Below are 26,793 nucleotides of genomic sequence, written 5' to 3' on the forward strand. Positions count from 1 at the left end.
TGTGGAAGCGGTGGCGGGGCGGGTTCTATTACGCGGCGGTACCGGAGGGGAGCGGGAAGGCGGCGCCGGAGTCGTTGGGCGTGGCCTATGCGTCGCGCTGGGAAAGGGAGGAAGACGCAGAACGATTCGCCACCGCCTATGCAGGCGGCATCCGCAAGCGATACCAGCGAGCGACGGGTGCGGGAATGAACCGCTGGGACACCGATGAAGGACCGGTATCCATCGAAGTGGCAGGGAAGAGCGTGTTGGTTCTGGAAGGCTTCGACGACGACACTGCAGGGCGGCTGCGGGAGGCGTTCTTCCCAAGGGTGCAATTGTCGGCCGAGAAGTAGCTTTGGCGCGAGGGCCCAGCCCCTCCTCCTGATCCGAGCTTTGGCGTCGGGCTGAAGCCCGATCCTCCACCAGAGACGCAGGAAGCTGCGTCGCTACGAAGCCCCCTCATCCATCTCTCTGCGAAGGTTCGTGCTCTAATCGAGAGGACGGGATGACGCCCGTCAGGAGAGCGTGGATGGTGAAGACGCCAAGGTCCTGTGAAGTAGCGGCCAGATGGTTCCTGCTGGCTTTCCTGCTGGTGTCCTCGGCGGCGGCACAGACCGAGGCGCCTTCGGCTCCTGCGACTGCCCCGGCTTCGGTGGCGGCTCCGTCGAAGGATGCGCGCATCACGCCGGAGCAGGCCAAGCAGCTGCTCGAATCGGTGGATGAAGTGATGGCGCTGGTGAGCAAGCAGACCGGCCTGCCCATTCGCCATCCCGTGAAGCGAGCGCTGGCCAGCCGGGAGCAGGTGCGGGAGCACATCCGCGGACGCATGGCGGAGGATCAGGACGCGGAGCGCCTGCTGCGCTCCGAAGTGGTGCTGAAAAAATTCGGACTGCTGCCGCGCGACTTCGACCTGGGCGGATTCCTGCTGGACCTGTTCGAAGAGCAGGTGGCGGGTTTCTACGATATGAAGACGCAGACGGTGTACCTGCTGGACTGGGTGGATCCGGCGGTGCAGAAGCCGGTGATGGCGCACGAACTGACGCACGCGCTTCAGGACCAGATGGTTCCGTTGGAGAAGTGGGTACAGGGTTCGCGGCCGCCCAAGCCGGGCCTGTCGGATCCGGACGATCTGGACGCTGAGGCCGACGAGGAAAGCGTGGCGCGTTCTGCCGTGGTCGAGGGGCAGGGCATGGTGTCGCTGATTGAGTACGCCATGGATGCGGCGCGGAAATGGATGGCGGCGAACAACAACCAGGGCGACCCGTTCTCGGCGCCCGAGGTAGCGGGACTGCTGAACAGCGATGCGCCCACCGCCGTGCTGGAGCAGGCGCCCATGTTCCTGAAGGAGTCCCTGGCGTTCCCCTACACCTGGGGGCTGCGCTTCGAGCAGGAAGTGGATGCCCGGGCGGGGCGCGAGCGAGCGTTTGCCGGCGTGCTGCGCGATCCTCCGAAGAACAGCTACCAGGTGATGAATCCGCAGAGCTATCTGAAGGGCGAGACGTTCGCGCCCATGAAAGTGCCGAAGCTGGGCCCACTGGTTGCGCCTGCGTACCAGCCGTACGATTCCGGCTCGGTGGGTGCCATCGACGTGGCCCTGCTGCTGCGGCAGTACGGCCAGGACGCCGACGAAGCAGAAGCACTGGCGAGTAAATGGCGGGGCGGCATCTATTACGCTGCGCGCCGTAAGGGCGGGCCATGCCATCCGCCATCTTCGAAAGCGGGGATCATCCTGAAGGCGGTGCAGTGCATCCCGGAAACCTCGGCGTTGGCGATGGTGTATGTATCGCGCTGGGCGAGCCCGTCGGCCGCAGGCCGCTTCGCCGGGTTCTACGGAGCTGGCCTAGAGAGCCGCTACCGGCGCGTGACTGCCATCACCTCCGGTGTGAAGGGGAAGCGAGGACCGGGAAGTCGTCCGACCAGGTGGGCTACGGAGGAAGGGGTGGTGCGGGTTGAGGCGCACGGCGACCTGGTCGTGGTGATGGAAGGCTTCGACGAACGGACGGCAGCGCGCCTGCGTCGCAATCTTCTGGCAGCACTGCCATCGGGTTCGAAAGCGGGTCAGTAGATATTCGACTCGCGCTTCGCGCCGGTGTAGTCCACGTAGACGGCCTTCAGCTCAGTAAAGAAATCGATGGCCACGCGCCCCTGCTCGCGCAGGCCGACGCCGGTCGCCTTCATTCCACCGAAAGGAACCTGAGCTTCACCGCCCGTCGTGGGCGAGTTGATGTGCGTGATGCCGGTTTCGATGCGGTCGGCGAATTCGAACACCCGGGAGACGTTCTGGGTGTAGATGGAGGAACTCAGGCCGTAGACGACACCGTTGGCAACTTCCAGGGCGGTTTCGAAATCCGGCACGCGAATGACCGAGAGCACGGGCCCGAAGATTTCCTCCTGGGCGATGCGCATCCGGGGCTGCACGTGGTCGAAGATTGTGGGCTGGACGAAGTAGCCGCGTTGGTACTCGCCACTGCGCAGAGGGGCGCCCCCACAGACCAGGCGCGCGCCTTCCTGCTTGCCGATCTCGAGGTAGCGAAGGACAGTCTGGAACTGCGACTCGTCCACCGACGGCCCCACGTGCACGCCGGGTTGAGCGCCGTTTCCTACCTTCAGTTCTGCGGTGCGCTGGGCGAGGCGCCGGACGAATTCGTCGGCGACCGACTCCACCACGATGGCTCGGCTGGTGGCCGTGCAGCGCTGCCCGGTGGAGCCGAATGCGCCCTGGAGCGTGCTCTCCACGGCCAGGTTCAGGTCGGCATCTTCCAACACGACCAGCGGATTCTTGCCCCCCATCTCACACTGCACCCTTTTCATCTGGCGGGCGCCTTGGGCATATAAAGCGGAGCCCACCTCGTTCGATCCGGTGAAGCTGACAGCCTTGACCACCGGGTTTTCTACCAACTCGTCGCCGACTTCCGAGCCCGATCCCACCACCATGTTGAGCACGCCCGGCGGCAGACCGGCCTCTTGGAAGATCTCCACGACCTTCATCCCGGTGAAAGCCGTGATGGTGGCGGGCTTGAAGACGACGGTGTTGCCGGCTACCAAGGCGGGCGCGATCTTCCACACCGGTATGGCCACGGGAAAGTTCCAGGGAGTGATGCAGGCGACCACACCGAGCGGCTGCTTGACGGTGTAGGCGAGATTGCGAGGAAGCTCGGAGGGCAAGGTCTCGCCGCCGAGGCGGCGGGACTCGCCGGCCATGAAGTCCAGCACGTTGATCGAGCGCAGGATCTCACCGTTCGATTCGCTGAGGGTCTTGCCTTCTTCGCGAGTCAGAACGCGGCCGAGTTCCTGCTGGCGTTCGGTCATGATTTGTGCCGCGCGGGCGATCATGCGGCCGCGCAGCGGCGCAGGCGTGGCACGCCAGGCCGGGAAGGCTTCCGCGGCCGCCTGGATGGCGGCGCGGGCCTCCTCGCGCGTGGAGAGAGTCACGACGCCGACCAGGTCGTCGCGGTCCGCCGGGTTGCGCCGTTCCACCCTGCGCTCGCCGGCCGGTTGCATCCAGTGACCATTGACGAAGTTCAGGGCGCGGGCCAGCGTTGCCTCTGCTACAGCACTCATGGGATTTCTCCTCGAACCTAATCCGTGTTCGAACGGCTCTAATCTGCGGCCGCGGCAGATCCGGTATGGGCGCTCAAGGGACCATAGCTATCCGGACGGCGGTCGCGGAAGAACTGCCATACCTTGCGGACCTCGAGAATCCTGTCCAGGTCGAGGTCGGCAACCAGGACTTCATCCTTGTTTCGCGATGCCTGGGCAATGATCTTGCCTCGTGGGTCACAGAAGTAGCTCTTGCCATAGAACTCGCCGATGCTCCAGGGCTTCTCCGTGCCCACGCGATTGATGGCACCCACGAAATATCCGTTGGCGACGGCGTGGGCAGGCTGCTCCAGTTCCCAGAGATACTCGGAAAGTCCGGCGACGGTAGCCGAAGGATTGAACACGATCTCGGCGCCATTGAGCCCCAGAATGCGTGCGCCTTCGGGGAAATGCCGGTCATAGCAGATGTAAACGCCGACCTTGGCGTACTTGGTCGGGAAGACCGGGTAATCCAGGTCACCCGGAGTGAAGTAGAACTTTTCCCAGAATCCCGGGTGGCAATGGGGGATGTGATGCTTGCGGTATTTGCCCAGATAGCGGCCATCGGCGTCGATCACCGCGGCGGTGTTGAAGTAGAGCCCGGTCAGGTCTTCTTCGTAGACGGGCACGACCATCACCATCCGGTGGCGGGCGGCCACCTTCTGCATCAGCTTGACGGTCGGTCCGGCGGGTACTTTCTCGGCAAGCTCGTACCAGCGAACATCCTGCTCGGCGCAGAAATAAGGACCGTAGAAAAGTTCCTGGAGGCAGAGGATGCTTACACGCTTGCGGGCAGCCTGGTCGATCAGCTTGAGATGCTTTTGTACCATGGCCTGCTTGATCTCGGCCATGGAGCGACTCGGCCCGAGCACGTTCCGCGCCTGTATCAGGCCGCAGCGGATGGTGCGAGGCATAAGGGACCTCCCGACAAGGCGACACTATAGTCGCCGCGCGGTAGTGGTTCAAGACGGGCAAACGGCAAACCAGGGAACGCGAGCCAGCTTGCGGTCGGGCTAGTAGGTTTGGCTGCGCCCCGTCTTGCGCCACAAGTCGAACAGGGCGCGGCAGTCTTCGGAAGGCACCGCCTCGACTCGCAGGCTGCTGCCGCCAAGCTCGGCAAGTTGACGTGCCGAAACATGGAGTTCGGAGAAGCCGGCCGCGGCGGCATCGGCGATGGTGGCGCCATATAGCACGCGATCGATCTTTGCCCAGTGGATGGCGCTCAGGCACATGGGGCATGGTTCGCAGGTGGAAAACAGCTCACAACCGCTCAGTTCGATAGCTTGCAGTGCCCGTGCAGCCTGCCGGATGGCGTTGACTTCCGCATGGGCAGTGGGATCACAGTCTCGCCAAACGGTGTTATGAGCGGCGGCTACGACCGCTCCTTGGCGCACAATGACGGCCGCAAACGGGGTCTGGCCGGCGGCAATGCCCTCACGCGCCTTCTCCACCGCCAATCGCCAGAACTGTTCGTTCAAGGTGCCTCCAAGGTGCCATCCGCCCTGTTGCCTTGGCCATCCTATCAGCTATCATGCACCGACCCATTAGGCCAGGGAGGCCCATGAAAGGAGCAAGCCGCCAGAAAGAACAACTTCCCATCGGGCAGCGCCGCCGCATGATCCGCGCCGCGCGCGCGGCCATGAGAAGGGCGTACGCGCCCTATTCCAGGTTCCACGTCGGCAGTGCCGTTCTGACGGAACGAGGGACGGTTCACACGGGGTGCAATGTCGAGAACTCCTCCTACGGCCTTACGAACTGCGCGGAAGTTAATGCGATTCAGTCGGCGATCACCAAGGAAGGGGCAGGCATGAAGATTCGGGCCGTAGTGGTCGTCAACAGTAGAAATCTGCCTTGTGCTCCCTGCGGCGCTTGCCGGCAGGTGATCTTCGAGTTCGGCCCGGACGCGGTGGTTCTGTACACGGCCGCGGAGGGTTGGAAGCAACGTCACATCTCTGAACTGCTGCCGGACAGCTTCCGCCTATGAAGAGGGAACCTTGACCGCAATAGTCGGATTGAAGGTTCTGCTGAGTCGTGACCAGATCGCCGGGCGTGTGGCCGAGATGGGCGCGGAGATAACCCGGGACTTCCAAGGCCAGTCGGTGTTGCTGGTGGGCGTGCTGAAAGGCGCCACCATCTTCCTCAGTGACCTGGCGCGCCACGTCAAGCTGGATGCCACGTTCGACTTCTTCGGGGTTGCGAGCTACGGCGACCGGACTGCCAATACCGGAGAAGTGCGGCTGACGAAGGACGTGGATCAATCCATGGAAGGGAAGAACGTGATCCTGGTGGAAGATATCCTGGACACCGGTCTGACGCTCACCTATTTGAAGAGCGTGATTGCTGCGCACCAGCCACGAATGCTGCGAGTAGCCGCGCTCCTGGATAAACCGGCCCGCCGCCAGGTGCTGGTCACCGCCGACTATGTGGGCTTCGAGATCCCCAACCAGTTCGTTGTCGGTTACGGCCTGGATTACGGAGAGCGCTACCGGAATCTGAAGGACATCTGTATTCTGCCGCCGGAAGCCATCGACGAACCGGAAGGGCCAAGCCGAGCCTGACGGGACGCGCCATGCAGAGTGTTCCACATGATCACGCGGCGGTCGGAGCCGGCACCTCCGACTGGCGCAGCGCAGCAAGACTGATCGACCACACGCTGCTGCGGCCGGAGGCTACGGCTGCCGCGGTAGCACGCCTTTGCAAGGAGGCCCTGCACTTCCAGTTTGCAGCGGTTTGCATAAACCCCATGCATGTCGCGCTGGCGGCCTGGGAGCTGCGCGATACTCCCGTGCGAGTGGCGGCGGTGGTGGGATTTCCGCTCGGGGCCACGCTGGCCACCGTCAAGCGTTTTGAGGCTGCGGAGGCCATCCGACTGGGCGCGGACGAACTGGACATGGTGCTGAACGTGGGTGCGCTGAAAGCCGGGGACCGACGCCTGGTCGAAAACGACATCCGAACCGTCACCCGTCCCGCGCACGAGACCGGGGTTCTGGTGAAGGTGATCCTGGAGACGGCATTACTCACCCAAGAAGAAAAGGTAACGGCTTGCGAGTTGGCGCTGGCTGCCGAGGCTGACTTTGTGAAGACGAGCACAGGATTCGGCGGTGGTGGCGCCACCGCGGCAGATGTCGCGTTAATGCGTGGCGTGGTGGGGAACCGGGCGGGAGTGAAGGCTGCCGGCGGGATCCGCACGGCCGCCGACGTGGCCACGATGGTAGCGGCGGGCGCCGACCGCATCGGAACGAGCAACGGAGTCGCTATCATGCGGGAGTTGTCAGCACCGCCACTTGCGCCGAACGGACCGGCGAACTCATCGCCCGGGTATTGAGGCCCTCCGCTTGGCGCGCTCCAACCACTGTAGCCAAGGAGCATCTTCCCCGAACAGGCCATCGGCGATTAAGCTCTTGCGTTCCCGCCCTGCAGCTCTCAGGAGGACTGGTCAGCGATGCGTGCAACCGAAGTAATCCGTCGTAAGCGCGATGGCCTGGAGCTGAGTCGGGAGGAGATCAGCTTCATCGTGCTCGGCGCCTCGAAGGAGGAGATCCCGGACTACCAATTGGCGGCATGGCTGATGGCCGTGGTGCTGCGGGGCATGACCAGAGCCGAACTTGAGGCTCTGACCGATGCGATGCTGCATTCAGGACAGGTTCTGGATTTCTCCGACCTGCCCGGGCACAAGGTGGGCAAACACTCGACCGGAGGCGTCGGCGACAAGACCTCGCTGGTGATTGCCCCCCTCGCGGCCGCGGGAGGGTTGGTGGTGCCGATGATCAGCGGCCGCGGCCTCGGCCATACGGGCGGGACGCTGGATAAGCTGGAGTCGATTCCGGGCTTCAACGTCAACCTGACGCTGGAACAATTTCGGCGTCAACTGCGGCAGTGCGGCTGCGCCCTGATCGGGCAGACAACCGAAATCGCGCCCGCCGACCGCAAGATGTATGCATTGCGCGACGTGACCTCGACGGTGGAGAGTCCGTACCTGATCAGCGCCTCCATCATGAGCAAGAAGCTGGCGGAAGGGATCGACTCGCTGGTGTTGGACGTGAAGACGGGAAGCGGCGCCTTCATGAAAGAAGAAGAAGACGCGATGTTTCTGGCGAAGCTGATGGTGGAAACCGGGCAGCAGATGGGGAAGCAAGTGGTGGCGCTGATCACGGACATGGACCAGCCCCTGGGTTACAACGTCGGCAATGCGCTCGAAGTCCGTGAATGCGTCGAAGTGCTGCGCGGTGAGGGGCCCGCCGATCTGCGCGAACTGTGCCTGGAACTCTCGGCGTGGATGTTCCATCTGGGGGGATTAGCGGATAGCGTGGCTGCGGGGAGGACGACGGCCGAGAAGGTACTAGGGAGTGGGCAGGCGCTGGAGAGGTTCCGGGAGATCATCCGTCTGCAAGGCGGGGATGCGGACGTGCTGGACGATCTCAATCGCTTGCCACAGGCCAGCCACCAACTGGTCGTACGAGCCGCGAGCGGCGGCTACGTGGGGCACATTGCGTGCGAGCAAGTCGGCATCGCCAGCATGCTGTTGGGCGGCGGTCGGGAAAAGAAGGAAGATCCGGTCGATCCTGCGGTGGGAGTCGTCCTGCACAAGAAGGTTTGTGACAAGGTGGCAACGGGCGAGCCGCTGTGCACGCTTCACTACAATTCGGAATGGCGCCTGGAGGAAGCACGCCAGATGATGGAGCAGAGTTATTCAATCGTCCCCGGCCCGCCTGCTTCGCCGGCTGGCCTGGTGCATCGCGTCATCCGGACCACGTCCGGCTGAAGGAGCTCGCATGGAGCGATTTTCCGGTTTGCTGGGAGTGCTCGCTTTGCTGGGTCTGGCCTGGGCGTTTTCCACCGACCGTCGCGCGATTCGTCTCAAGACGGTACTCTGGGGCCTGAGCCTGCAGCTAGTGTTCGCTTTGCTGGTGCTGCGCGTCGAATACGGGCGCACGGTGCTGGCCACTGCCGGCGCGGCAGTGACGCAGATGCTGGAGTATTCCTTTGCTGGCTCCAAGTTCGTTTTCGGTGACCTGGGGGCAAAGGACTCTCCCATGGGGTTCTTTTTTGCCTTCATGGTGCTACCCACCATCATCTTCATTTCGGCGTTCTTTGCGCTGCTTTATCACTTTGGGATCATGCAGTTCATTATCCGGCAGGCAGCGCGAGTGATGACGCGCCTGATGGGAGTGAGCGGCGCGGAGTCGCTCGACGTGGCGGCGAGCATCTTCATGGGACAGACCGAAGCGCCGCTCACAGTACGGCCGTACTTGCCCAAGGCCACGCGCTCGGAATTGATGACCATCATGACGGCGGGCATGGCCCACGTCTCTGGTGGCATCATGGGCGCGTACATCCTGTATGGCATCGAAGCCAAGCACCTGTTGGCGGCGGTGATCATGACCGCGCCGGGCACCATCCTGCTGGCCAAGATGCTGGTCCCTGAAACCGAACAGCCGGTTACTGCCGGCCGCGTGGATACAGTCGCGGCCGAGATGCCCAAGGACGAAAACTTCCTGGGCGCGATCTCACGCGGAACGCTCGACGGGCTGCATTTGGCCTTGAACGTGGCGGCGATGCTGATCGCTTTCCTGGCGCTGATTGCGCTGCTTAACGGGATCCTAGGCGGCATCCACAACTTGCTTGCCGCGCGCGGCTTTGTCTATTTTCCCGCCAGCATGGAGGAGATCCTGGGAGTGGCATTTGGCCCCATCGCCTGGCTCATAGGCGTGCCTGCGAAAGACATGATGGCGGTCGGCAACCTGTTGGGAACCCGCATGGTGCTGAACGAGCTGGTCGCGTATTCGATGCTGGGGACGCAGAAGGCAGCGCTCGATCCGAGATCGTTCACGATTGCGACGTTCGCACTCTGCGGATTCGCCAATTTCAGCTCCATCGGCATCCAGATCGGCGGTATTGGCGCTCTGGCGCCGAACAAACGTGACGTCCTGGCGCGGCTCGGGATCCGCGCCATGCTTGCCGGCACGATGGCCAACCTGATGTCAGCAGCCATCGTCGGCATTGTGATGTGAGGCCGAGCGATGGAGGAACCAGTCGCGGGGAGTGAGTTCGAGCGGGCGAAGCAAGCTGCCGCAGCGGTCCGCGCGCGCACCCGCTTGCATCCTCAAGTGGCCTTGGTCCTCGGCTCCGGTCTGGGCGCCTTCGCCGATACCCTGGCCGGGGCAGTCCGCATCCCTTACCACGAAATTCCGCACTTTCCGCGTCCGACGGCTGAGGGTCATGCTGGCAATCTGGTGTTGGGCCGCGTGGGTACCGCAGTGGTCGCGGCCATGCAGGGGCGCGTCCACTATTACGAAGGACGCCCGCTGCGCGAGGTCGTTTTCCCGATCCGCGTGCTGGGATACCTCGGCGTGGGCGCCGCCATCCTGACCAGCGCGGCAGGCGGCATCCATCCCAGCTATGGCCAAGGCGGCCTGGTGGTGCTACGCGACCACATCAACCTGCAAGGTTCGAACCCGCTCATCGGCCCGAACGAGGAAAAACTGGGTCCGCGGTTTGTGGACATGACGGAAGCCTACGACCGTCGCTACCGGGAGATTGCCCTCGAAGAAGGACAACGTCTGGATATTGCGATGCACGAAGGCGTATATGCCGCCGTCTCCGGCCCAAGCTACGAGACGCCCGCCGAAATCGGCTTCCTGCGCGCGATCGGAGCGGACCTGGTGGGGATGTCCACCGTGCCGGAGGTAATCGCGGCCCGCCACATGGGGATTCGCTGCCTGGCCATTTCCTGTGTGACCAATCTGGCGGCGGGAATTACGGGCGCTCCCCTCAGCCACCAGGAAGTCATAGAGACTGGTGAACGAGTGCGAGGGAAGTTCGCGGCTCTACTCGAAGCCGTGATTCCCCGGATCGCAGAAGACTCGAAACCGCCGGCGCGCCGCTAGGGTCGAATCCTGGACGCAGCCGCCTAGCTCTGAGTGACGAACTCTTCGGCGCGCGTCAGGATTTCCTCCACCAGGGCCGGGGAGGCGGCCTCGGAATACACGCGCAGCAGGGGCTCGGTACCCGAGGCTCGCAGAAGCACCCAGGCTTCCGCCCCGTTGCCGTCCGTGGGTGCGTCCAGGAAGAACTTGATGCCGTCGAGGTCCTCGGTACGCGCGATGGGGAAACTGCCAATCCTGGAGATGGCGCCGGAGCCGGCACGCCGCATGGCCGATTGCTTGAGGTCTTCCGGCAGGTGCAGGTCGCGCCGCCCATAGTAATGCGGGCCGAATTCCCGCTGCAGATCGGCAACCAGTCGGGCCAGCGTTTTGCCTTCTTCCGCCATCACCACCGCCAGGAGCAGCGCGCAGAGGATCCCGTCTCGCTCCGGCATGTGGCGCGGAAAGGCGATGCTGCCGGATTCTTCTCCGCCCATCACAATCTCCCGTTCGAGCATCAAGGTGCAGATGTGCTTGAAGCCGATCGCGGTTTCGTGCAGCCTCCGGCCGTGCCGCTGGGCGATTCGATCCAGCATGCGGGTGGTGTTGAAAGCGCGCACCACCTCGCCAGGCCAGCGACGCCGTTCGAGCAACCACCGCAACAGGATGGAGAAGATCTTGTGGGCGTCCACGAAGCTGCCGTCCTCGGCCACGGCGCCGATACGGTCGGCATCACCATCGGTGGCGAATCCTGCGTGGCAGGCCTCGCGGCGCACCGTTTCCTGGAGCAAAGAGACATGCGGTTCGATCGGCTCCGGATTGATGCCGGGGAACAGCGGGTTGAGTTCCGCGCGGATCTCACGGCAGTCCGTGCCGTTGGCACGCAGGATGCCTGCAAGCACGCCGCGGCCGGCTCCATACATGCAGTCGATGGCCAACCGGAACCGCGCCCGGCCAAGGGCAGCGACATCCACGAACTTGGCAAGGGCCGCGACATAAGGTGCCTTCAGGTCGGCCTCGGTGATTGCGGCCGGGCTGTTTCGAGGCATCGAGTCGGCGCGCAGCTCCTCCTCGATGCGGGCGAGAATCGGCGGCGTCGCCGAGCCCCCGTACCCGGCTTTGTACTTCACTCCGTTCCAGTTCCAGGGATTGTGGCTGGAGGTGATGACCACGCCGCCTAGGGCGCCGAAGTGTCGCACCGCGAAAGAGACCGCTGGCGTGGGCGTGAAGTCGTTGGCCAAGATGACCGGAATTCCAGCGGAGGAGACCGTTTCGGCGACCAGCTCCGCAAAGCGGCGCGAGCCGAAGCGGGTATCGTAGCCCACGATCAATCCCTTGCCGCGGTCCTCATGCTTGAGCGCGTACGAAGCGATGGCGCCGGCCACGCGCCGCACGTTGTGGAAGGTAAAGTCGTCCGCGATGACGCCTCGCCAGCCGTCCGTGCCGAACTTGATCTCTGCCGTCATCGATAAGGGAAGGCGAGGGCTCAGACCCCGGCATAGAGGCCGCGCCGCAGGAACTCGCCGGCGCCCGGCCGCCCAAGGAATTTGTCCTTCTCCACGACCACCTGGCCGCGCGACAAGACCACATCGGGCATACCCTTCACCCGGATGCCTTCGAACATGGAGTAATCCACGCGCATGTGATGGGTCTTGGCGCTGATGGTGTGCTCCCGGTTGGGATCGAAGAGCACCAGGTCGGCATCGCTGCCCACAGCCACCGTTCCCTTGCGCGGGTAAAGGCCGAACAGCTTGGCCGGGGTAGTGGCGACCAGTTCCACGAACCGGTTGACGCTGAAGCGCCCTTGCGCCACGCCTCCGGAATAGATCAGGCTCATGCGGTGCTCAATGCCGGGTCCGCCGTTTGGGATCTTGGTGAAATCGCCGCGCCCCAGTTCCTTCTGCTCCTTGAAGCAGAACGGACAATGATCGGTGGAGACCACCTGCAGGTGGTCCTGCTTCAAGCCGATCCACAGCTTCTCCTGGTGCCATTTCTCGCGCAGGGGCGGGGTGAAGACATACTTGGCGCCCTCAAAGTCAGGCACGTCGAAGTTCTCGATGGAGAGATACAGGTACTGCGGACAGGTTTCCGCATAAACCGGCAAACCGCGATCGCGGGCTTCGCGCACCTTTTCCAGCGCGTCATTGCAACTGAGGTGAACGATGTAGACGGGAGAGCCGGCCATCTCCGCCAGAGCGATGGCGCGCGCCGTAGCCTCCGCTTCGGCTGTCGTCGGACGAGTAAGCGCATGGTACTTGGGCGCGGTCTTGCCCTCGGCCAGAGCCTGACGGACGATGACGTCGATGGCGCCGCCGTTCTCTGCGTGCATGCACACGAGGGCCCCGTGGCGCCCGGCCATGCGCATGGCCCGAAAGATGGTGGCGTCGTCCAACATGAACACTCCGGGATAGGCCATGAACAGCTTGAAGCTAGTCACCCCGTCGCGCACCAAGGCGCTCATCTCTTCCAACCGGGCGTCGGGCAAATCCGTGACAATGCAATGGAAGGCATAGTCGCAGACAGCCTTGGACTCCGCCTTGGTCATCCAAGCGTCGAACGCCGTGCGCAGGCTCTGCCCTTTGTACTGGATGGCGAAATCAATCAGCGTGGTGGTGCCGCCAAAGGCGGCGGCTCGGGTGCCGGTCTCGAAGTCGTCTGCGCTGGTCGTGCCCCCGAACGGCATGTCCAGATGGGTGTGCACGTCGATGCCGCCGGGAAAAACGTACTTGCCGGAGGCATCCAGCACGCGACCGGCATTCTCGCGCGCCAAGTCACGTCCCAGAGCTACGATCTTGCCTCCTGCGATGGCGACATCCGCCCGGCAGGTGTCCGTGGCCGTGACCACGGTCCCGTTCACGATGAGAGTCTCGAAACTCATGTGCGCATTCTACCCGGCCAGCTCCCGTCGTGGCTCCCGCGAACTGCGGTCAGTCTTTCAGACCGCCGGGGGACTGGCTGCACCATGGGACGACGGGACAAAGTGCGGCAGTATCTCGCGCTGGTAGTCCCGGAGCGTCTGCTCCTCCTCGCCGCACATCAGGTAGATGTTGAACTGGGTGACCCCGACCCGGGCAAGCTCCTGGAGTTTGCTGCGATGAACGTCCGCGGGGCCGACGATGCAGAAGCGGTCCACCACTTCGTCCGAGACAAAAGCAGCGTTGTCACTGCCCACTTCGCAATGGTGCTGATAGTTGTAATCACCACGAGGGCGAACGTAGGAGGTCAGCGCCGGCGGAAGCTCCTCCGGCTTGTAGCGTGCCACGAGATCGACCACGTGGTTGGATACGAGCGCAGGAAACCAACGCACCCGCTGGCGGGCGGTAGCCAGGTCCGCGCTCATCCACACCGGGGCCGCGGCCATCACCTCCAGGCGGGCGGGGTCACGCCCGGCTTCGTGTGCCCCTTCGCGGACGAACCCGAGACACCAGTCAATCAGATCGGGATCGGCGAACTGGAGAATCACGCCGTCGGCAATCCGCCCGGCGGCGCGCAGCACCTTGGGCCCGTACCCTGCGATCCAGACACGCGGCGCGCCCGTGGCCCACGGCATCCGCGTAGGTTGTCCTTCGTACGTCACCTCGCGGCCCGCTGTCAGCTCGCGGACGATGGCGACCGTCTCTTCCAGGCGTTCGATCGTGGTGGGCTTCTTGCCCAGGACGCGACGTGAGCTGTCACCACGCCCGATGCCCAGTTCCATGCGGCCTTCGGAGATCACGTTGAGCGTGGCCAGCAGGCTGGCGGTTACGGTCGGATCGCGCACGGCAGGATTGGTCACGCAGGTCCCGAGGTGCATCTGCCGCGTGTTCAACGCCATCAGCGTGAGCAGCGGGTACGGATCCTTCCAAAGCACGTGGGAATCGAAAATCCAGCCGTAGCGAAAACCCGCCGTCTCGGCCTGGTGAGAAAGCGCAACCAGACGCTCCACGGACAGGTCGGGTTTTAAGGTGATTCCGAAATCCACGCTCTACACCCCCGATATCCGACGTGCGATGAGCCAGTCACGACGGCCGGCAAATCATATGTCTGCCTGCCAGTACTTTCAAGGTTTCCCCGGCTTCGTGTCCGTGCGCATAAGGGTGTAGTAGACGATGAACGCGAGCGCGAAGCCAACAAACCAGGAGTAGTCGTAAAGGAAGCGCAACGGTGGGACGGCCAGGCCCACGAGCGCCAGCCCCGCTCCGGCCACGAGGGCGCCCACGGCCCGCCAATGGAAGCCCCGGGAGTACTCGTAAGCGCCTCCGCGCCGATAAAGATCGTCCACAGAGAGCCGGCAGCGGCGCAGCAGGAAATAGTCGCAGATCATGATGCCCGCCACCGGGCCCAGGAAGGCTGCGTATCCGCCCAGCCAGCCGAAGATGAAGGTGCGGTGGTCGGCCAGAAGCTTCCAAGGCATCATGGCGATGCCGAGAATGCAGGTAATCACGCCTCCGGTGCGGAAACTGATGCGTCGTGGCCAGAGGTTGGAGAAATCGTTGGCCGGTGACACCACGTTGGCCCCGATGTTCACGTTCAGGGTAGCCAGCAGGATGGCCAGGAGCGAGATCACGACCGCCACCGGCGATTGGAAGCGGCTGAGCACTTGTACCGGGTCCCAAATGGCGCTGCCGTAGATGGCCACGGTGGCGGAGGTCACGGCAATGCCGATAAAGGAGTACACGGTCATGGTGGCCGGCAGGGCAAGGGCTTGGCCCAGCATCTGTTGGCGCTGATCGCGGGCGAAGCGTGTGAAGTCGGGAATGTTCAGCGAGATGGTCGCCCAGAAGCCCACGGTGCCGTTCAGCGCCGGAATCAGGAACTTCAGGAACTCGCCCGTGCTCGCGAACTGCGAGGGCGCGGCCAGCATGGGACCGAAACCGCCGGCACTCCGATACGCCCAGCCGAGCAACAGCAATCCCACGCCCAGGAGAATGGGGGCGCTCAGTCCCTGCAGGCGGCGAATGGACTCGATCCCGGCCAGGACGACGGCGAGGTTGATCAGCCAGAAGGCGAAGAAGCAGAATGCGACCCCGTGAGGGAAGTCCTTCCAGGCCGGCCATAAAGTGGCCAGCAACGTGTTGATCGCCTCGCCGCCGATCCAGGTCTGAATGCCGAACCACCCGCAGGCCACCAGGCCACGCAGCACCGCGGGAAGATTTGCTCCCAGGACTCCGAACGACGCCCGCGCCAGTACGGGGAAAGGAATCCCGTAACGCGTCCCGGGGTGAGAGTTCAGCAGCATGGGCGCCAGGACGATCAAGTTGCCGAGAAAGACCGTGGCCACCGCCTGCTTCCAACTCATCCCGCCCTGAATCAGCCCGGCGGCCAGCATGTAGGTGAGGACGTTGACGGACATGGAAACCCACAGCGCGGCGTAGTTGTATGTCCCCCAGGTGCGACGAGCGGGCTCGACGGGCGCCAGGTCGCGGTTGTACAGCGAACTGGTCATGACGGGGGGACCGGCGGTGGATTCGGCTGCCACGGTGTCAGGAATCAGAACCGGCTCTCGAAACGGTCGAATTGACCTTCCAGATCCCACTGCAGCTTCGCCCGCGGGCTGCGTTCGAGGAAACTACGACAACCCTGCGAAATCTTGGCAGCGCGCGGGCTATCGGAGGCGCACGCCGCGACGGGGCGGAACGTGGCGGCGTCGGCCCACAGGCTGTCACCGGTCAGGAAGCTGTACTCCAGGCTGTGGCGCACCATTTTTTTCAGGTCACCATAGGTCAAACCGAAATGCTGTACGGCGCGCATGTACTCGGCCGTGGTATCGGAGCGCGCGACGCCGATGTCGTCGGTGGCCACGGCCACCGGCACGCCGAACTTCAGATAGAGCGGCAGGGGATGGGGTACACCGGGCGTACTGAGCAGCAACTCGTGGGTGGAGGGAGTGAACTCGACCAGGATCTTGCGCCGTGCCATTTCGCGCAGGAGCTCTTCTGCATCCCTCTCATGAAGGACGTCTACACCGTGGCCGATGCGTTGTGCATGGCCGGCCTGGATAGACTTCCAGATGTGGTCGCGAAGGTCCTCCGGCGGGACCAATCCCGGCGTAAGCTCTCCCGCGTGCAGCGTGATTCTGACGCCGGGATACACTCCGTGGAGGTAGTCCATCATGCGCATGTGCAGGTCGAAGTCGCGTCGCGAAACGTACTCCGCCTCGGCCATCACCAGATTCACACTCACCACCCTTGGATCCGCCGCCGCCATTTCGAAGCCGAAGACCATTTCCGCAAAGACCTGTTCGGGCGGAAAAGCGCGGTGAACCTCGAAGATGTGGCGCACGACCACTTGGCAACCTGAGTCGGCATCCGGCCTGCCGCAGCGCATCCGCTCCCGCATCGTGCCTTCTGCCGCGTCCAGTCTCCGCCGTGCCGACTCCACTCGAGCAGGAATGCCGGCGTCCAGCAGTTTCAGCCGCATGCGGGGCAGGTCGGCGTCCCAGCCGAGGCGCGCACCCAGCGCCGAAGCCTCCATGTGGTCCAGGGCGGAGATCAGCTCCAGGTACGTGATGTGTTCGGCCGCCGCGCGCGATACCACTTCCGCCAGCATGTCGCCGCGGTGGTTCCAGGTCGCCGCATCGAACTTGAGGAAAGCATGGAAAAAGTGCTGGGCCAGGGTCTCAGCCCCTGGCTGGAAATTGAGAATCGAGAAGGCATCCACCAACTGGTTGTACAGCGCGGGATCTTCGAAGGCGCTGCGGACAGGCGGCCGTTGCTGGGCATCGTCGCACGGTGGGGGTACCAGCGTGGAGGTCGCGCGGTCCACGCATAGCCCATCCTGAGCCGCGTACTCGATGTAGCTCTCCGCGTATACCGCGCCCGACAAGTGGTTGTGCAGGTCGCCGCCCTTGGGCATTTGGCGCAAGAACAGCAGCAGCCGCGTCGGCTCGCGCCGGATGGCCTCCATGTGCCGCGCGGTCCGCTGCTCCGGCGAGACGCCCCCCTGAGCGGCGGCCAGCATGGATCCGAACAGGATCAGCACTGCCAACAGGTCGGATCGGCGCACCGGCATGCCCTCCGCCGCGGTAGCGGCCCGAGGATTGTAGCCGAAGCTCCGGCAACCGTAACCCTTAACTTGTTTCCTTGACACGCTGGGTGTTCGGGACTATTATCCGCGCGATTTTCGCTCACGGTGAGCGCACCCCAGAAGATCTCCGAGGTGTTCCTATGCGCCTGAGTCGCGGCAGGTCTGCGTCCGTGGTGTTGGTTGCAGTGCTGTTGTTCGCCCTCCCCGCTGTCGCCCAAACCATCGAGAAAGGCGCCATAACTGGAAACATCTTCGACAGCACTGGCGCCGTCGTACCCAACGCCGCGGTGAAAATCACCCATGTCGGCACGGGCGAGCAACGCACTCTCACCAGCAATGCTGACGGACGCTATTCCGCGGACTCGCTGAACCCTGGCGAGTACACCGTCGAGATCGAGGCAAAAGGCTTCAGCAAGGTGGTGGTCAAGGAAGTGCGAGTCGCCGTTGGCCAGCGCTTCATCCAGGACGTCACGCTCAAGGTGGCGGCTGCTGGTGAGATGGTCGAGGTCACGGCGGACGTGGGCCCGATTGACCGTGGCGAGACCCGAATCAAGACCACCATCAACAACACCTACATCGAAGAATTGCCGATCAGCGGGCGGGATTTCCGCGACTTTGCCAACCTGGGGGCGACCGCCGATACCAGCCCCGGCTTGCGCTCGCCGGTGCGCCTGCAAGGACAGCAGGGTGAATACACCGGCCTGGTGATTGATGGCGTGGACAATCGCAACTCCTTCTTCGGCGAATGGTTCGGATCGCTCGAGACCAAGAACTTCACTGTTCCGCAGGATTCGGTGCAGGAGTTTCAGGTGCGGGACAGTGGTCTGTCGGCAGACCTAGGGCATGCCACAGGCGGAGTCATCAATGTGGTGACCAAGTCGGGCACCAACGACTGGCACGGCACGGCCCACTGGTTCGTTCAATCCAATTCCTTCTTTGCAGAGAATGCCCTCCCGGATGTGCCGCCTCCCTTCGATACCCGCAATCAGTTCGGGGGCACGCTGGGCGGACCGATCAAACACGACCGGCTGTTCATTTTTCTCGCCGGCGACTTGCAGGAGCAAGCGGGACCTCTGGGCACCTCGTTTCTGCAGGACGTGAGCGGCGTGGCGGTGCCCGAGGTGGGCGCGGGATTGTTTCTCTCGGATTTGGAGGGGGCCGCTAATCAAAGGCAGGACCTGCGGACGGGATTGCTGAAACTCGACTATCAAATCACGCGTAACATCCGGGGCACTTCACGCGTCAACTACAGCCGCAACGAAACGGACAATTTCACCGGCGGCCGGAGCCAAATCTTCGTGCCAGACGCGGTCGAGTCCAACTTCGAGAACTTTGTGAATGAAGGACCGGCGTTCCTGCAAACGATCACTTCCGTGTTGAGTCCCACGATGTTGAATGAAGTTCGCTTCGCTTATTCGCTGGAAAGGCGCGACCGGCTCAACAACGGACCGGGACCTGAAGTCAACGTCACCGGAGTGGGAACGTTCGGGCAGCGCTTCTTCCTGCCTATTACCAGCCACCACAAGCGATTTCAGGTGGTCGATAACTTCAGCAAGACCTTCGGAAAACATGACCTGAAGCTGGGCGTGGACCTGAACTCCAACGGCACCAACCAGGCATTCATCGGATTTGCCGGTGGTGTCTACAACTTCGCCAGCCTGGCGGATTTTGCCAACGCAGGCAATGCCGTTTGCGCGCAGACGCGATGCCCCACTCAGTACCGTCAACTCTTTGGCATCAACGGGTTTGGCGCCGTCGAGAGCGGTACCCTCGAAACTTTCTGGCAGCACGAGAGGTCGATTTACGTCCAGGACGACTGGAAGATTCACCCGCGGGTCACCCTGAACCTGGGCTTGCGTTGGGACGGGATCTGGAACCCCGATCCGCAGTTCCCGGTTCTTGGCGACCAGGTCGCGCTGGGCAGGCCGAGCATCGTGAATGGAGTCCTGCAGCAGGCCGTGGGTGCTCCGCCGCAGGGAATTCCGGATGACACGAATAACTTCGCTCCCCGCCTGGGTGTGGCGTGGGATGTGGCGGGCAACGGAAAGACCGTTGTGCGCGGCGGCTTCGGCATCTACTATGCGCCATCCGTGACTATCTACATGGCCTCCATTCTGAGCGGCACGGGTTTCCGGGGCGCGGACACGTTCATACCCTTCGACCCGGCGACGGGCATGGACACCTTAGGGCTGGGTTTGACCTATCCGAATACGTTGCCCTCGGACCTTGATCCCGCGGACCCAGCGGCCCAAGCCATTCTCAACATCCTTCCGGCGCCTAACATCGTGTTTGCCGACCCCGATCTGCAGAGTGTCCGGGTCATGAATTTCCAGGCAGGAATCGAACGGGAGATTGTTCCCAACCTCAGCATCTCGGGCACATACATACACAACCGGTCCGAGAACCTGCGCTCCGGAGGTTTCAACAGCTCTCCGTGGGATCGCACTCTAGATCCAACCGGCGTGACCTTCGATGCCTTTGGGCGCACGGTCGGTGGCTTCGGCGTCCCCCGTCTGACGCAATCGACGGTCGAGACCTTCCCGGGCTCCGGCGTATTCAGGCCCGTGATTAACGGCGCAAACGTGTTGGCCAGCTTCGGGCGCGGGCGCTACCACGCCTTCATTCTCCAACTCAAGAAGGCCTATAGCAAACGCTACCAGTTCCACATTAACTACACGTATTCACACAACGATGACAACGCCACCACGGACCGCGACACGGACGCATTCTTCGGACCCTCAGACCCGTTCAACCTCGACCTGGACTACGGGCGCAGCCAACTCGACATCGCCCACCAATTCCGCGCCTTTGCCTATTTCCTGCTGCCCCTGAAGATCGAGCTGAGCACAATCTTCAACGCACGCAGCGGGCGCGCGTTCCCCGCGTATCGGGGTTTCTGTCCGAACCCGGATTTCACTGACGGGTTCCAGTGCGCGAACTTCTTCCTCGACCAGATCCGGCCGGCGACTTCCGACGGCCTGCTCCCCCGCTTCCCGTTCCGCAATCACGGCTTTTTCACTTGGGACATGCGGTTCGGGCGTGCCTGGGCCTTGGGCTCTGAGAAGGTAAAGCTGCGGACCACCCTGGAACTTTTCAACCTGACCAACCGAGACAACTCCTTCTCCACCACCACCGGGTTCACAATCAATGGACTTGATTGCGGCGGTCTGTCGTCCGAATGTCTGGAAATCGGAGCAGGGAATACCGCCCGCGATAACCCAACCCTGCCTCTGAACATGCAGCTTGGGCTCAAGCTTATTTTCTAGCTTCGTCCACGCGCGGCGTTCCAGTCTTAGACCGGCTTGCCCCCCAAAGGCAGCCGGTCTATTGTTTTTGCGTTGCCATGATCGCAGATCTGCTCCTCTTCTTTGTGCTGCTGGGCCAGGCCGCTCCAGCTTCCTACCAGGTGCTTATTCAGCGTGGCCTCGCGGCTCTTGAAGCTGGCCAGCTCGAAGCGGCCGAAGCAGCATTCCAGCAGGCTCGGGATCTTCAGCCCCAAAAGGCTGCCGCCAATTACCAACTGGGAGAGGTCTATTCCCGGCGGGGCCAGACTGAGCTGGCAATCACCCACTTTCGAAGAGCCATTCAGCTCGAACCAAGTGAGCCCGAATCTTATTTGCGGTTGGCCACCCTGGAATTGCAGTTGCGCCGATTTCATGACGCCGAACAGACGCTGCATGCGTTGCTCAGGAGGCGCGCCAAGTATCCCGTCGCGTACTTCATGCTTGGTCGTGTGGCCGCCGAAACGGACGACTATGCGCTCGCGGAGAAACAGCTGCGGGAGTACGTCCGACTTCGCCCCGGGGATGCCAAGGGACTGGGAGAATTGGGAATGGTGTTGCTCAGGGCGGAGAAGACTCAGGAAGGGGAGGCACTCTCAAAGCGAGCTCTGGCCATCGATCCAAATCTAGGATTGGTTCATTACAATCTCGGCCTTTCCTACGAGCTACGGGGCGATCACAGTCGTAGCAAGTCACATCTGATCGCAGCGGTGCGACTTCTGCCTACAAATGCCGATGCTCATTATCAACTGGGAATCGTGCTCCTTCGCCTGGGCCAGTTGGAGGATGCCGAGACAACTCTGCGCAAGGCGCTCGAATTGTCGCCCGATCACTTGGAGGCGCTCTATGCGCTGGGCTCAGTGCTGAGGCAAATGGGACGCTCGCAGGAGGCGAGTGAGGTTCTGGCGGAGCATGAACGCCGCAGCGCTGCCTCCCTGGAGCAACGCCAGCGTGATCGCCGCGTGAGCGCGTATCACATGGAGGTCAGGCGACTGCTGGAGGAGAACAGTGTCGGTGATGCCGAGGAAAAGCTGGCGGAAATCCTTCGCCTCGATCCCCAGAATGATCTGGCCTACTACCGCCAGGGGCAGATCGCCTTCCTGCGTCACGACTATGTCAAGGCTCTGGAACTGGCTGGCCAGGCAACGGCACTGAAAGGATTCGAGCCGGCCTACCATCAGTTGCAGGGCATGTCTCTGGAACGCCTGGGACGCGACCAGGAGGCAGCGGCGGCCTACCGACACGTCCTGGACCTAGCGGACTACTCCGAGGCGCATGTGGCGCTGGCTGGAATCGCGACCCGGAAAGGAGAGGCCCGTCAGGCGGTGGCCCATCTCGAACGGGCGGTTGCGCTGGAGCCGAAAGATCCGGATGTGCGCCTGGCGCTGGCCGATGCCTTGGCCAGGGCCGGAGACCAGGCGGGGAGCCGTCGTCAGCGGGCCCTAGCCGAATCCCTGCGAGGTGCGGCGCCGCCGCGCTGACCGGAGGGGTTGGCGGGTGGTTGCACAATGCCTTGCCCTTCGCGCACGTGATAGCGTTTCCGCGCCGCAAGGTTCTGGAGCACATCCACGGTGCCGCTGGGCCACCGGATTTCAACCCGCTCGGCTCTCACCGCGTCGCCCATCCCGAGGTGAATGCGGTGGTCGCTGGACGACAAGTAACTACCTCCGCCATTCAGGCAACGAAACTGGGTGCGGCCGGCAACCGTGGCACGCACGCAGGCGCCGATCGGATCGCGCGGGCTCCTCACGCCTTCCAGCGACAACGTCAGCCAGGAGGCGCGGTTGCCGCCGTCGTTGCGGAGCAGTTCCGGCGACCCTCCCAGGTTGAGCACCAGCACATCGACGTCCCCGTCGTTGTCATAATCGCCGAAGGCGGCGCCGCGGCTGACCCGCGGAACCTGGAGAGAGTGTCCATGTGCGGCCGCCACCTCGCGGAGACGGCTGCCCTGGTTCTCGAAGAGCAGCTTGGGTTGGGGATAGCGACTCTCCGGGCGCATGAGCTTCACATTGTCGATTACATGGCCGTTGACGACCAGCACGTCCAGGTCGCTATCGTTGTCGTAGTCGAACAGGTCGGTTCCCCAGCCCACCAGTGGGATGCTGGGAGGCCCGAAGCCTGCGGCGTAGCTGATGTCGGCAAACGTCCCGCCCAGATTGCGGTAAAGGTTGTTGTATTCGCGGTCCAGATTGGTCTTGACCAGGTCCAGCCGTCCGTCGTCGTCATAGTCGCCCGCGGCTGTTCCCATCCCCGCTTGCGGCCGGCCGCCATCGTCGAAGGCCACGCCGGCGCGGACGCCGATCTCCTCGAAGGTGCCGTTTCCACGATTGCGGAACAGGAAACTGCGCATCGAATCGTTGGCCACGTAGAGGTCGATCCAGCCGTCCTGATCGAAGTCGGCCGCAACCACGCCCAGCCCTTTTCCTACCTCGGCTGCGATTCCGCTGGCTTCGCTCACGTCGGTGAATGTTCCGTCGCCATTGTTCCGGTAAAGAAGATTGGTCAGACCGTCATATACGTCGGGATGGCAGTAGCCGCGGATGCGACGAACCGGATCGCCGCAGATCCGGTTGCGCGAGAAATCGAAATCCACATAGCGGGCGACAAACAGGTCGAGGTCGCCATCGCGGTCATAATCCAGAAAGGTGGCGCTGGTGCTCCATTGGCCGCCGGCGACGCCTGCCCGGTCGGTCACATCTTCAAACGTTCGGTTGCCGCGGTTGTGGTAAAGAACATTCCGCCCGAAAGCGGTAACGAACAAGTCGGTGTAGCCATCGCCGTCGTAATCAGCCGCGGTGCTCCCCATGCCGTAATGGCCGTTGCCTGCTACGCCCGCTGCAGCCGTGACATCCTCAAAGGTCCCGTCGCCGCGGTTTCGATAGAGCGCGTTCCGGATCGGTGAGGAAGCGGGATAGCCGGGGACGGAGCCCCCGTTCACCAGGTAGATGTCCAACCAGCCATCGTTGTCGTAATCGAGAAAAGCCGCGCCCGATCCCATGGTTTCCAGGACATATTTTTCCGGCGATGCGCCGCTGTGGTGCCGGAATCCAAGCCCCGCGCGCAGCGCCACGTCCGTGAACTGGACCGGCGCAGCGGGCACGCGGGTCGCCTTGGGGGAAGGGTTCGGTCGTGTCTTGGGGGCTTGACCGGCTGTGGCCAGTGCCGCCAGCACGAGCGCTAGGCTGGCTGTAACGCGGAGTGGGATGACAAGAGGCTTGGGAAGAAGGCGAGGCATTTCGACGAATAGGGAAGTGATGCCGTTGAGCCCCTAGACCGTAACACAGGAGGCAGCAGACCGGAAGCTCGGCGCGCGTGCGGTTACGGGCGGACTGCGCCGTTTCTGTATAATCGCCGTTTCGATTTGGGCAACCCTCATTCCAGGAGAAGACCTTGGCACAGGCTGAGATCGGCATCGTAGGTGGCAGCGGGCTGTATTCCTTTCCGGGTCTCACGGGCGTACATGACGAGAGGCTTCTGACCCCATTCGGCGAGCCTTCCGACGCCTACGTCTTGGGCACGCTCGAAGGACGCCAGGTTGCTTTCCTGGCAAGGCATGGGCGTGGCCACCGCATCCTGCCCTCGGACATCAACTATCGAGCCAACATTTGGGGTTTCAAGATGCTGGGCGTGGAACGGCTGTTCTCGGTCTCGGCCGTGGGTTCACTCAAGGAAGAACACAAGCCGATGGATTTCGTTCTGCCCGTCCAGTTTGTGGACCGGACACACCGTCGCCTTTCCACGTTCTTCGGAGATGGATGCGTGGCGCATGTGGCGTTCGCCGACCCGGTTTGTGTCGAGTCTGCACGGGTGGTCGAGGCGGCGTGCCGCAAAGTCGGCGTTACGGGCAAGCTGGGCGGCACGTACCTGAATATGGAAGGCCCTCAGTTTTCTACCAAAGCAGAATCCCATCTTCATCGCTCCTGGGGTATGGACGTCATCGGGATGACCAACGTTCCGGAAGCCAAGCTGGCGAGGGAAGCGGAGATGTGCTACGTGACGGTCGCCATGGTCACGGATTACGACTGTTGGCATGCGACTCACGACTCTGTCACGGTCGAGCAGATCGTCGGTTACCTGACGAAAAATACGGAGAATGTGCAGCGCGTGGTGCGGGAAACGGTGGCGTCAGTGCCTCGAGCGCGCACCTGCAAGTGCGGGTCGGCCCTGCAACACGCGATTCAGACCGATCCCAAGATGATTCCTGCCGAAACCCGCCGAAAACTCGGCCTGCTGCTCGACAAGTATCTCGGCAAACCCGGAGCGTGACCCGGTCAGACCGGGACGCCGGGGCGACATTCGGCGGGTGAGCGCTGTGAGCCATGTATGCAAGCTCCCACCGGTCACAACGCGCGCAACGCCTACCTGCTGGTCCTTGTCGCGTCGGCCCTATCCGTCGGAGCCCTCCTTTCTTATTGGCGGCAGGACGCGCTGCTGCTTTACGGGGACGCTGTCGCGCATCTGAACATCGCGCGGCGGGTGGTGGATTCGCGGACGCCCGGGCCCTTGCAACTGGGATCGGTCTGGCTGCCCTTGCCGCACCTGCTCATGCTGCCGCTGATCCTTTCCGACTGGGCCTGGCGGACGGGATTCGCGGGGTCGCTGGTCTCCATGGCGTCCTATGTGGCCGGGACCCTGGGCGTGTTCCGGCTGGCGCGTGGGTTCGGCTCGTCTGCGGCAGCCTGGGTGGGCGCGCTGGCCTTCGCGGCCAATCCCAGTCTGCTCTACCTGCAGGCCACCGCCATGACCGAGCCGCTGTACCTGGCATTGTTCATCTGGGCGACGGTGCATCTGACGGAATTCGCAACCAGCGTGAGAGCTAACGATCCACGGCCGCGTGCCCGGGCGCGTGGGTCGCTCGAATGGTGCGGCATCCTTCTGGCCGCGGCCATGCTGACCCGGTACGACGCGTGGTTCGCGACCGCGTTCTTCGTTCCGGTAGCCATATGGCTCTACGTTTTCCGGCGTCGCATGTACGCCGGCTCAACCGATCCGGAACTGCGCCGCGGCTTGCGCAACTTCCTTTTGATCGCGGCTGCAGCGCCGCTGCTGTGGATTGCCTACAACTGGGGTGTCTTCGGCAATCCATTGGATTTCCTGACCGGCCCGTATTCGGCGCGCGCCATCGCGGAGCGCACCACGCCACCGGGCTCACCGCCGCATCCCGGCCATCATGCCCCGGGAGTGGCGGCCGTGTATTTCCTCAAGGCGGTGAAGCTGAATCTGGGTGACGGTCGCTGGGGCGATGCGCTGCTGGCGGCAGCCGTGCTGGGGTCACTCGCAGCGCTGCTGCGGGGATGGCGATCGCCGCCGCTCCTGCTCTGGCTGCCTTTGCCTTTCTATGTGCTCTCTATCGCCTACGCCAGCATCCCGATTTTCCTGCCGGTGTGGTGGCCATTCTCCTTTTACAACGTGCGCTACGGGCTGCAGTTGCTGCCGGCGGTGGCGTTGTTTCTGGCAGCGGCAACAAGCTTCGTGCTGGAAAGGCAAGTTCGTGGCCGCAGCCTGACGGTGTTGGCCGTGTGCCTGCTGGTCGCAGTGAGTTCGGTTTCCGCGTGGCGTGCCGGGCCCATATCTCTGCGCGAGGCGCGCGCCAACTCCCATACCCGCATTGCTTTCGAGCGCAAGCTGGCCGCCGAAGTCGCCAGGCTGCCGTCGAACGCAGTGCTCCTGATGCATGCCGGCAGCCACGGCGGAGCACTGCAACGCGCCGGCATTCCGCTGCGCCGGGTGATCCACGAAGGCAACTACCCGGACTGGAAGCTGGCCCTGGCCGATCCGATGAGCTGGGTGGACTACCTCGTAGCGATCGACGGGGATGTTGTGGCGGAATCTGCCGCAGCGCATGCAGGCGGGCTGGAGCCCATCGCAACGGTGGAGAATCCCGGACAGCCGCGGGCCGTGATCTTCCGAACCCGGCGGCCATGACCGCAGTGTAAAATCCAACTACTTTTTCCGATGAGGATGAAGAGCACGCTTTCCGGAATCCCGTTCGTCAAGGCGAGCGCCTGCGGCAACGACTTCCTGCTGATCGACGGCGTGCATATTCCAGCGGACCTGGCGGAGTTCAGCCGGCGCATCTGCGACCG

21 protein-coding genes are annotated in these 26,793 nt (G+C 63.2%); 12 read left to right on the top strand and 9 right to left on the bottom strand.

Annotated elements, in window-relative coordinates:
* Together VLE48_13445 and VLE48_13450 are read left to right on the top strand one after the other, a co-directional pair.
* Positions 1-332 (top strand): hypothetical protein (locus tag VLE48_13445; protein ID HSA94013.1); only part of this gene is annotated, 332 nt, incomplete at its 5' end.
* Between the two features lie 176 nt (positions 333-508).
* Complete coding sequence (locus VLE48_13450; GenBank protein HSA94014.1) at positions 509-2,044, top strand: hypothetical protein; 1,536 nt, start codon at positions 509-511, stop codon at positions 2,042-2,044.
* On the opposite strand, the gene VLE48_13455 is transcribed toward VLE48_13450, so the two are convergent.
* From VLE48_13455 to VLE48_13465, 3 genes are all read right to left on the bottom strand, one after another.
* On the bottom strand, positions 2,038-3,540 hold the full coding sequence (locus tag VLE48_13455) for an aldehyde dehydrogenase family protein (protein HSA94015.1): 1,503 nt from the start codon (positions 3,538-3,540) through the stop codon (positions 2,038-2,040). The two genes, VLE48_13450 and VLE48_13455, sit on opposite strands and share 7 nt — an antisense overlap.
* Before the next feature lie 38 nt (positions 3,541-3,578).
* On the bottom strand, positions 3,579-4,472 hold the full coding sequence (locus tag VLE48_13460; GenBank protein HSA94016.1) for a nitrilase-related carbon-nitrogen hydrolase: 894 nt from the start codon (positions 4,470-4,472) through the stop codon (positions 3,579-3,581).
* 99 nt (positions 4,473-4,571) lie between these two features.
* On the bottom strand, positions 4,572-5,036 hold the full coding sequence (locus tag VLE48_13465; GenBank protein HSA94017.1) for a nucleoside deaminase: 465 nt from the start codon (positions 5,034-5,036) through the stop codon (positions 4,572-4,574).
* An 83-nt stretch (positions 5,037-5,119) separates the two neighbouring features.
* Between VLE48_13465 and VLE48_13470 the strand changes: the two genes are divergently transcribed.
* From VLE48_13470 to VLE48_13495, 6 genes are all read left to right on the top strand, one after another.
* Positions 5,120-5,542 carry a cytidine deaminase gene (locus VLE48_13470; GenBank protein ID HSA94018.1) on the top strand — a complete coding sequence of 141 codons (423 nt, stop codon included), beginning with the start codon at positions 5,120-5,122 and terminating at the stop codon, positions 5,540-5,542.
* A gap of 10 nt (positions 5,543-5,552) precedes the next feature.
* Positions 5,553-6,116 carry a hypoxanthine phosphoribosyltransferase gene (hpt, locus tag VLE48_13475; protein ID HSA94019.1) on the top strand — a complete coding sequence of 188 codons (564 nt, stop codon included), beginning with the start codon at positions 5,553-5,555 and terminating at the stop codon, positions 6,114-6,116.
* Positions 6,117-6,127: 11 nt separating this feature from the next.
* Positions 6,128-6,883, top strand: a complete 756-nt coding sequence (deoC, locus tag VLE48_13480) for a deoxyribose-phosphate aldolase (GenBank protein HSA94020.1) — start codon at positions 6,128-6,130, stop codon at positions 6,881-6,883.
* Between the two features lie 117 nt (positions 6,884-7,000).
* Positions 7,001-8,320, top strand: coding sequence for a thymidine phosphorylase (locus VLE48_13485; GenBank protein HSA94021.1), 1,320 nt, complete (start codon positions 7,001-7,003; stop codon positions 8,318-8,320).
* A 10-nt stretch (positions 8,321-8,330) separates the two neighbouring features.
* Entirely contained in the window at positions 8,331-9,569 is a 1,239-nt protein-coding gene (locus VLE48_13490; protein ID HSA94022.1) for a nucleoside transporter C-terminal domain-containing protein, read from the top strand.
* A gap of 9 nt (positions 9,570-9,578) precedes the next feature.
* Complete coding sequence (locus VLE48_13495; protein ID HSA94023.1) at positions 9,579-10,445, top strand: purine-nucleoside phosphorylase; 867 nt, start codon at positions 9,579-9,581, stop codon at positions 10,443-10,445.
* 23 nt (positions 10,446-10,468) lie between these two features.
* On the opposite strand, the gene VLE48_13500 is transcribed toward VLE48_13495, so the two are convergent.
* From VLE48_13500 to VLE48_13520, 5 genes are all read right to left on the bottom strand, one after another.
* Entirely contained in the window at positions 10,469-11,887 is a 1,419-nt protein-coding gene (locus VLE48_13500; protein ID HSA94024.1) for a phosphoglucomutase/phosphomannomutase family protein, read from the bottom strand.
* Between the two features lie 20 nt (positions 11,888-11,907).
* Positions 11,908-13,299 carry a dihydropyrimidinase gene (hydA, locus tag VLE48_13505; GenBank protein HSA94025.1) on the bottom strand — a complete coding sequence of 464 codons (1,392 nt, stop codon included), beginning with the start codon at positions 13,297-13,299 and terminating at the stop codon, positions 11,908-11,910.
* 57 nt (positions 13,300-13,356) lie between these two features.
* Entirely contained in the window at positions 13,357-14,382 is a 1,026-nt protein-coding gene (locus VLE48_13510) for a TIGR03842 family LLM class F420-dependent oxidoreductase (GenBank protein HSA94026.1), read from the bottom strand.
* A 78-nt stretch (positions 14,383-14,460) separates the two neighbouring features.
* Positions 14,461-15,879 carry an NCS1 family nucleobase:cation symporter-1 gene (locus VLE48_13515; protein HSA94027.1) on the bottom strand — a complete coding sequence of 473 codons (1,419 nt, stop codon included), beginning with the start codon at positions 15,877-15,879 and terminating at the stop codon, positions 14,461-14,463.
* Between the two features lie 11 nt (positions 15,880-15,890).
* The gene (locus tag VLE48_13520; GenBank protein HSA94028.1) at positions 15,891-17,411 is read right to left on the bottom strand and encodes a hypothetical protein; all 1,521 of its coding nucleotides are present in this window, start codon (positions 17,409-17,411) and stop codon (positions 15,891-15,893) included.
* A 155-nt stretch (positions 17,412-17,566) separates the two neighbouring features.
* Between VLE48_13520 and VLE48_13525 the strand changes: the two genes are divergently transcribed.
* Entirely contained in the window at positions 17,567-20,692 is a 3,126-nt protein-coding gene (locus VLE48_13525; GenBank protein ID HSA94029.1) for a carboxypeptidase regulatory-like domain-containing protein, read from the top strand.
* A 104-nt stretch (positions 20,693-20,796) separates the two neighbouring features.
* Positions 20,797-22,188 carry a tetratricopeptide repeat protein gene (locus VLE48_13530; protein ID HSA94030.1) on the top strand — a complete coding sequence of 464 codons (1,392 nt, stop codon included), beginning with the start codon at positions 20,797-20,799 and terminating at the stop codon, positions 22,186-22,188.
* Here the strand turns inward: VLE48_13530 and VLE48_13535 are convergent.
* Positions 22,140-23,807 carry a CRTAC1 family protein gene (locus tag VLE48_13535; GenBank protein ID HSA94031.1) on the bottom strand — a complete coding sequence of 556 codons (1,668 nt, stop codon included), beginning with the start codon at positions 23,805-23,807 and terminating at the stop codon, positions 22,140-22,142. The two genes, VLE48_13530 and VLE48_13535, sit on opposite strands and share 49 nt — an antisense overlap.
* Before the next feature lie 290 nt (positions 23,808-24,097).
* Between VLE48_13535 and mtnP the strand changes: the two genes are divergently transcribed.
* Both mtnP and VLE48_13545 read left to right on the top strand, forming a co-directional pair.
* Complete coding sequence (gene mtnP / locus VLE48_13540) at positions 24,098-24,973, top strand: S-methyl-5'-thioadenosine phosphorylase (GenBank protein ID HSA94032.1); 876 nt, start codon at positions 24,098-24,100, stop codon at positions 24,971-24,973.
* Positions 24,974-25,030: 57 nt separating this feature from the next.
* Complete coding sequence (locus VLE48_13545) at positions 25,031-26,632, top strand: hypothetical protein (protein HSA94033.1); 1,602 nt, start codon at positions 25,031-25,033, stop codon at positions 26,630-26,632.
* Positions 26,633-26,793: the final 161 nt, after the last annotated feature.

The sequence above is a fragment of the Terriglobales bacterium genome, from assembly GCA_035454605.1.
GTDB lineage: Bacteria > Acidobacteriota > Terriglobia > Terriglobales > Acidobacteriaceae > DATMAB01.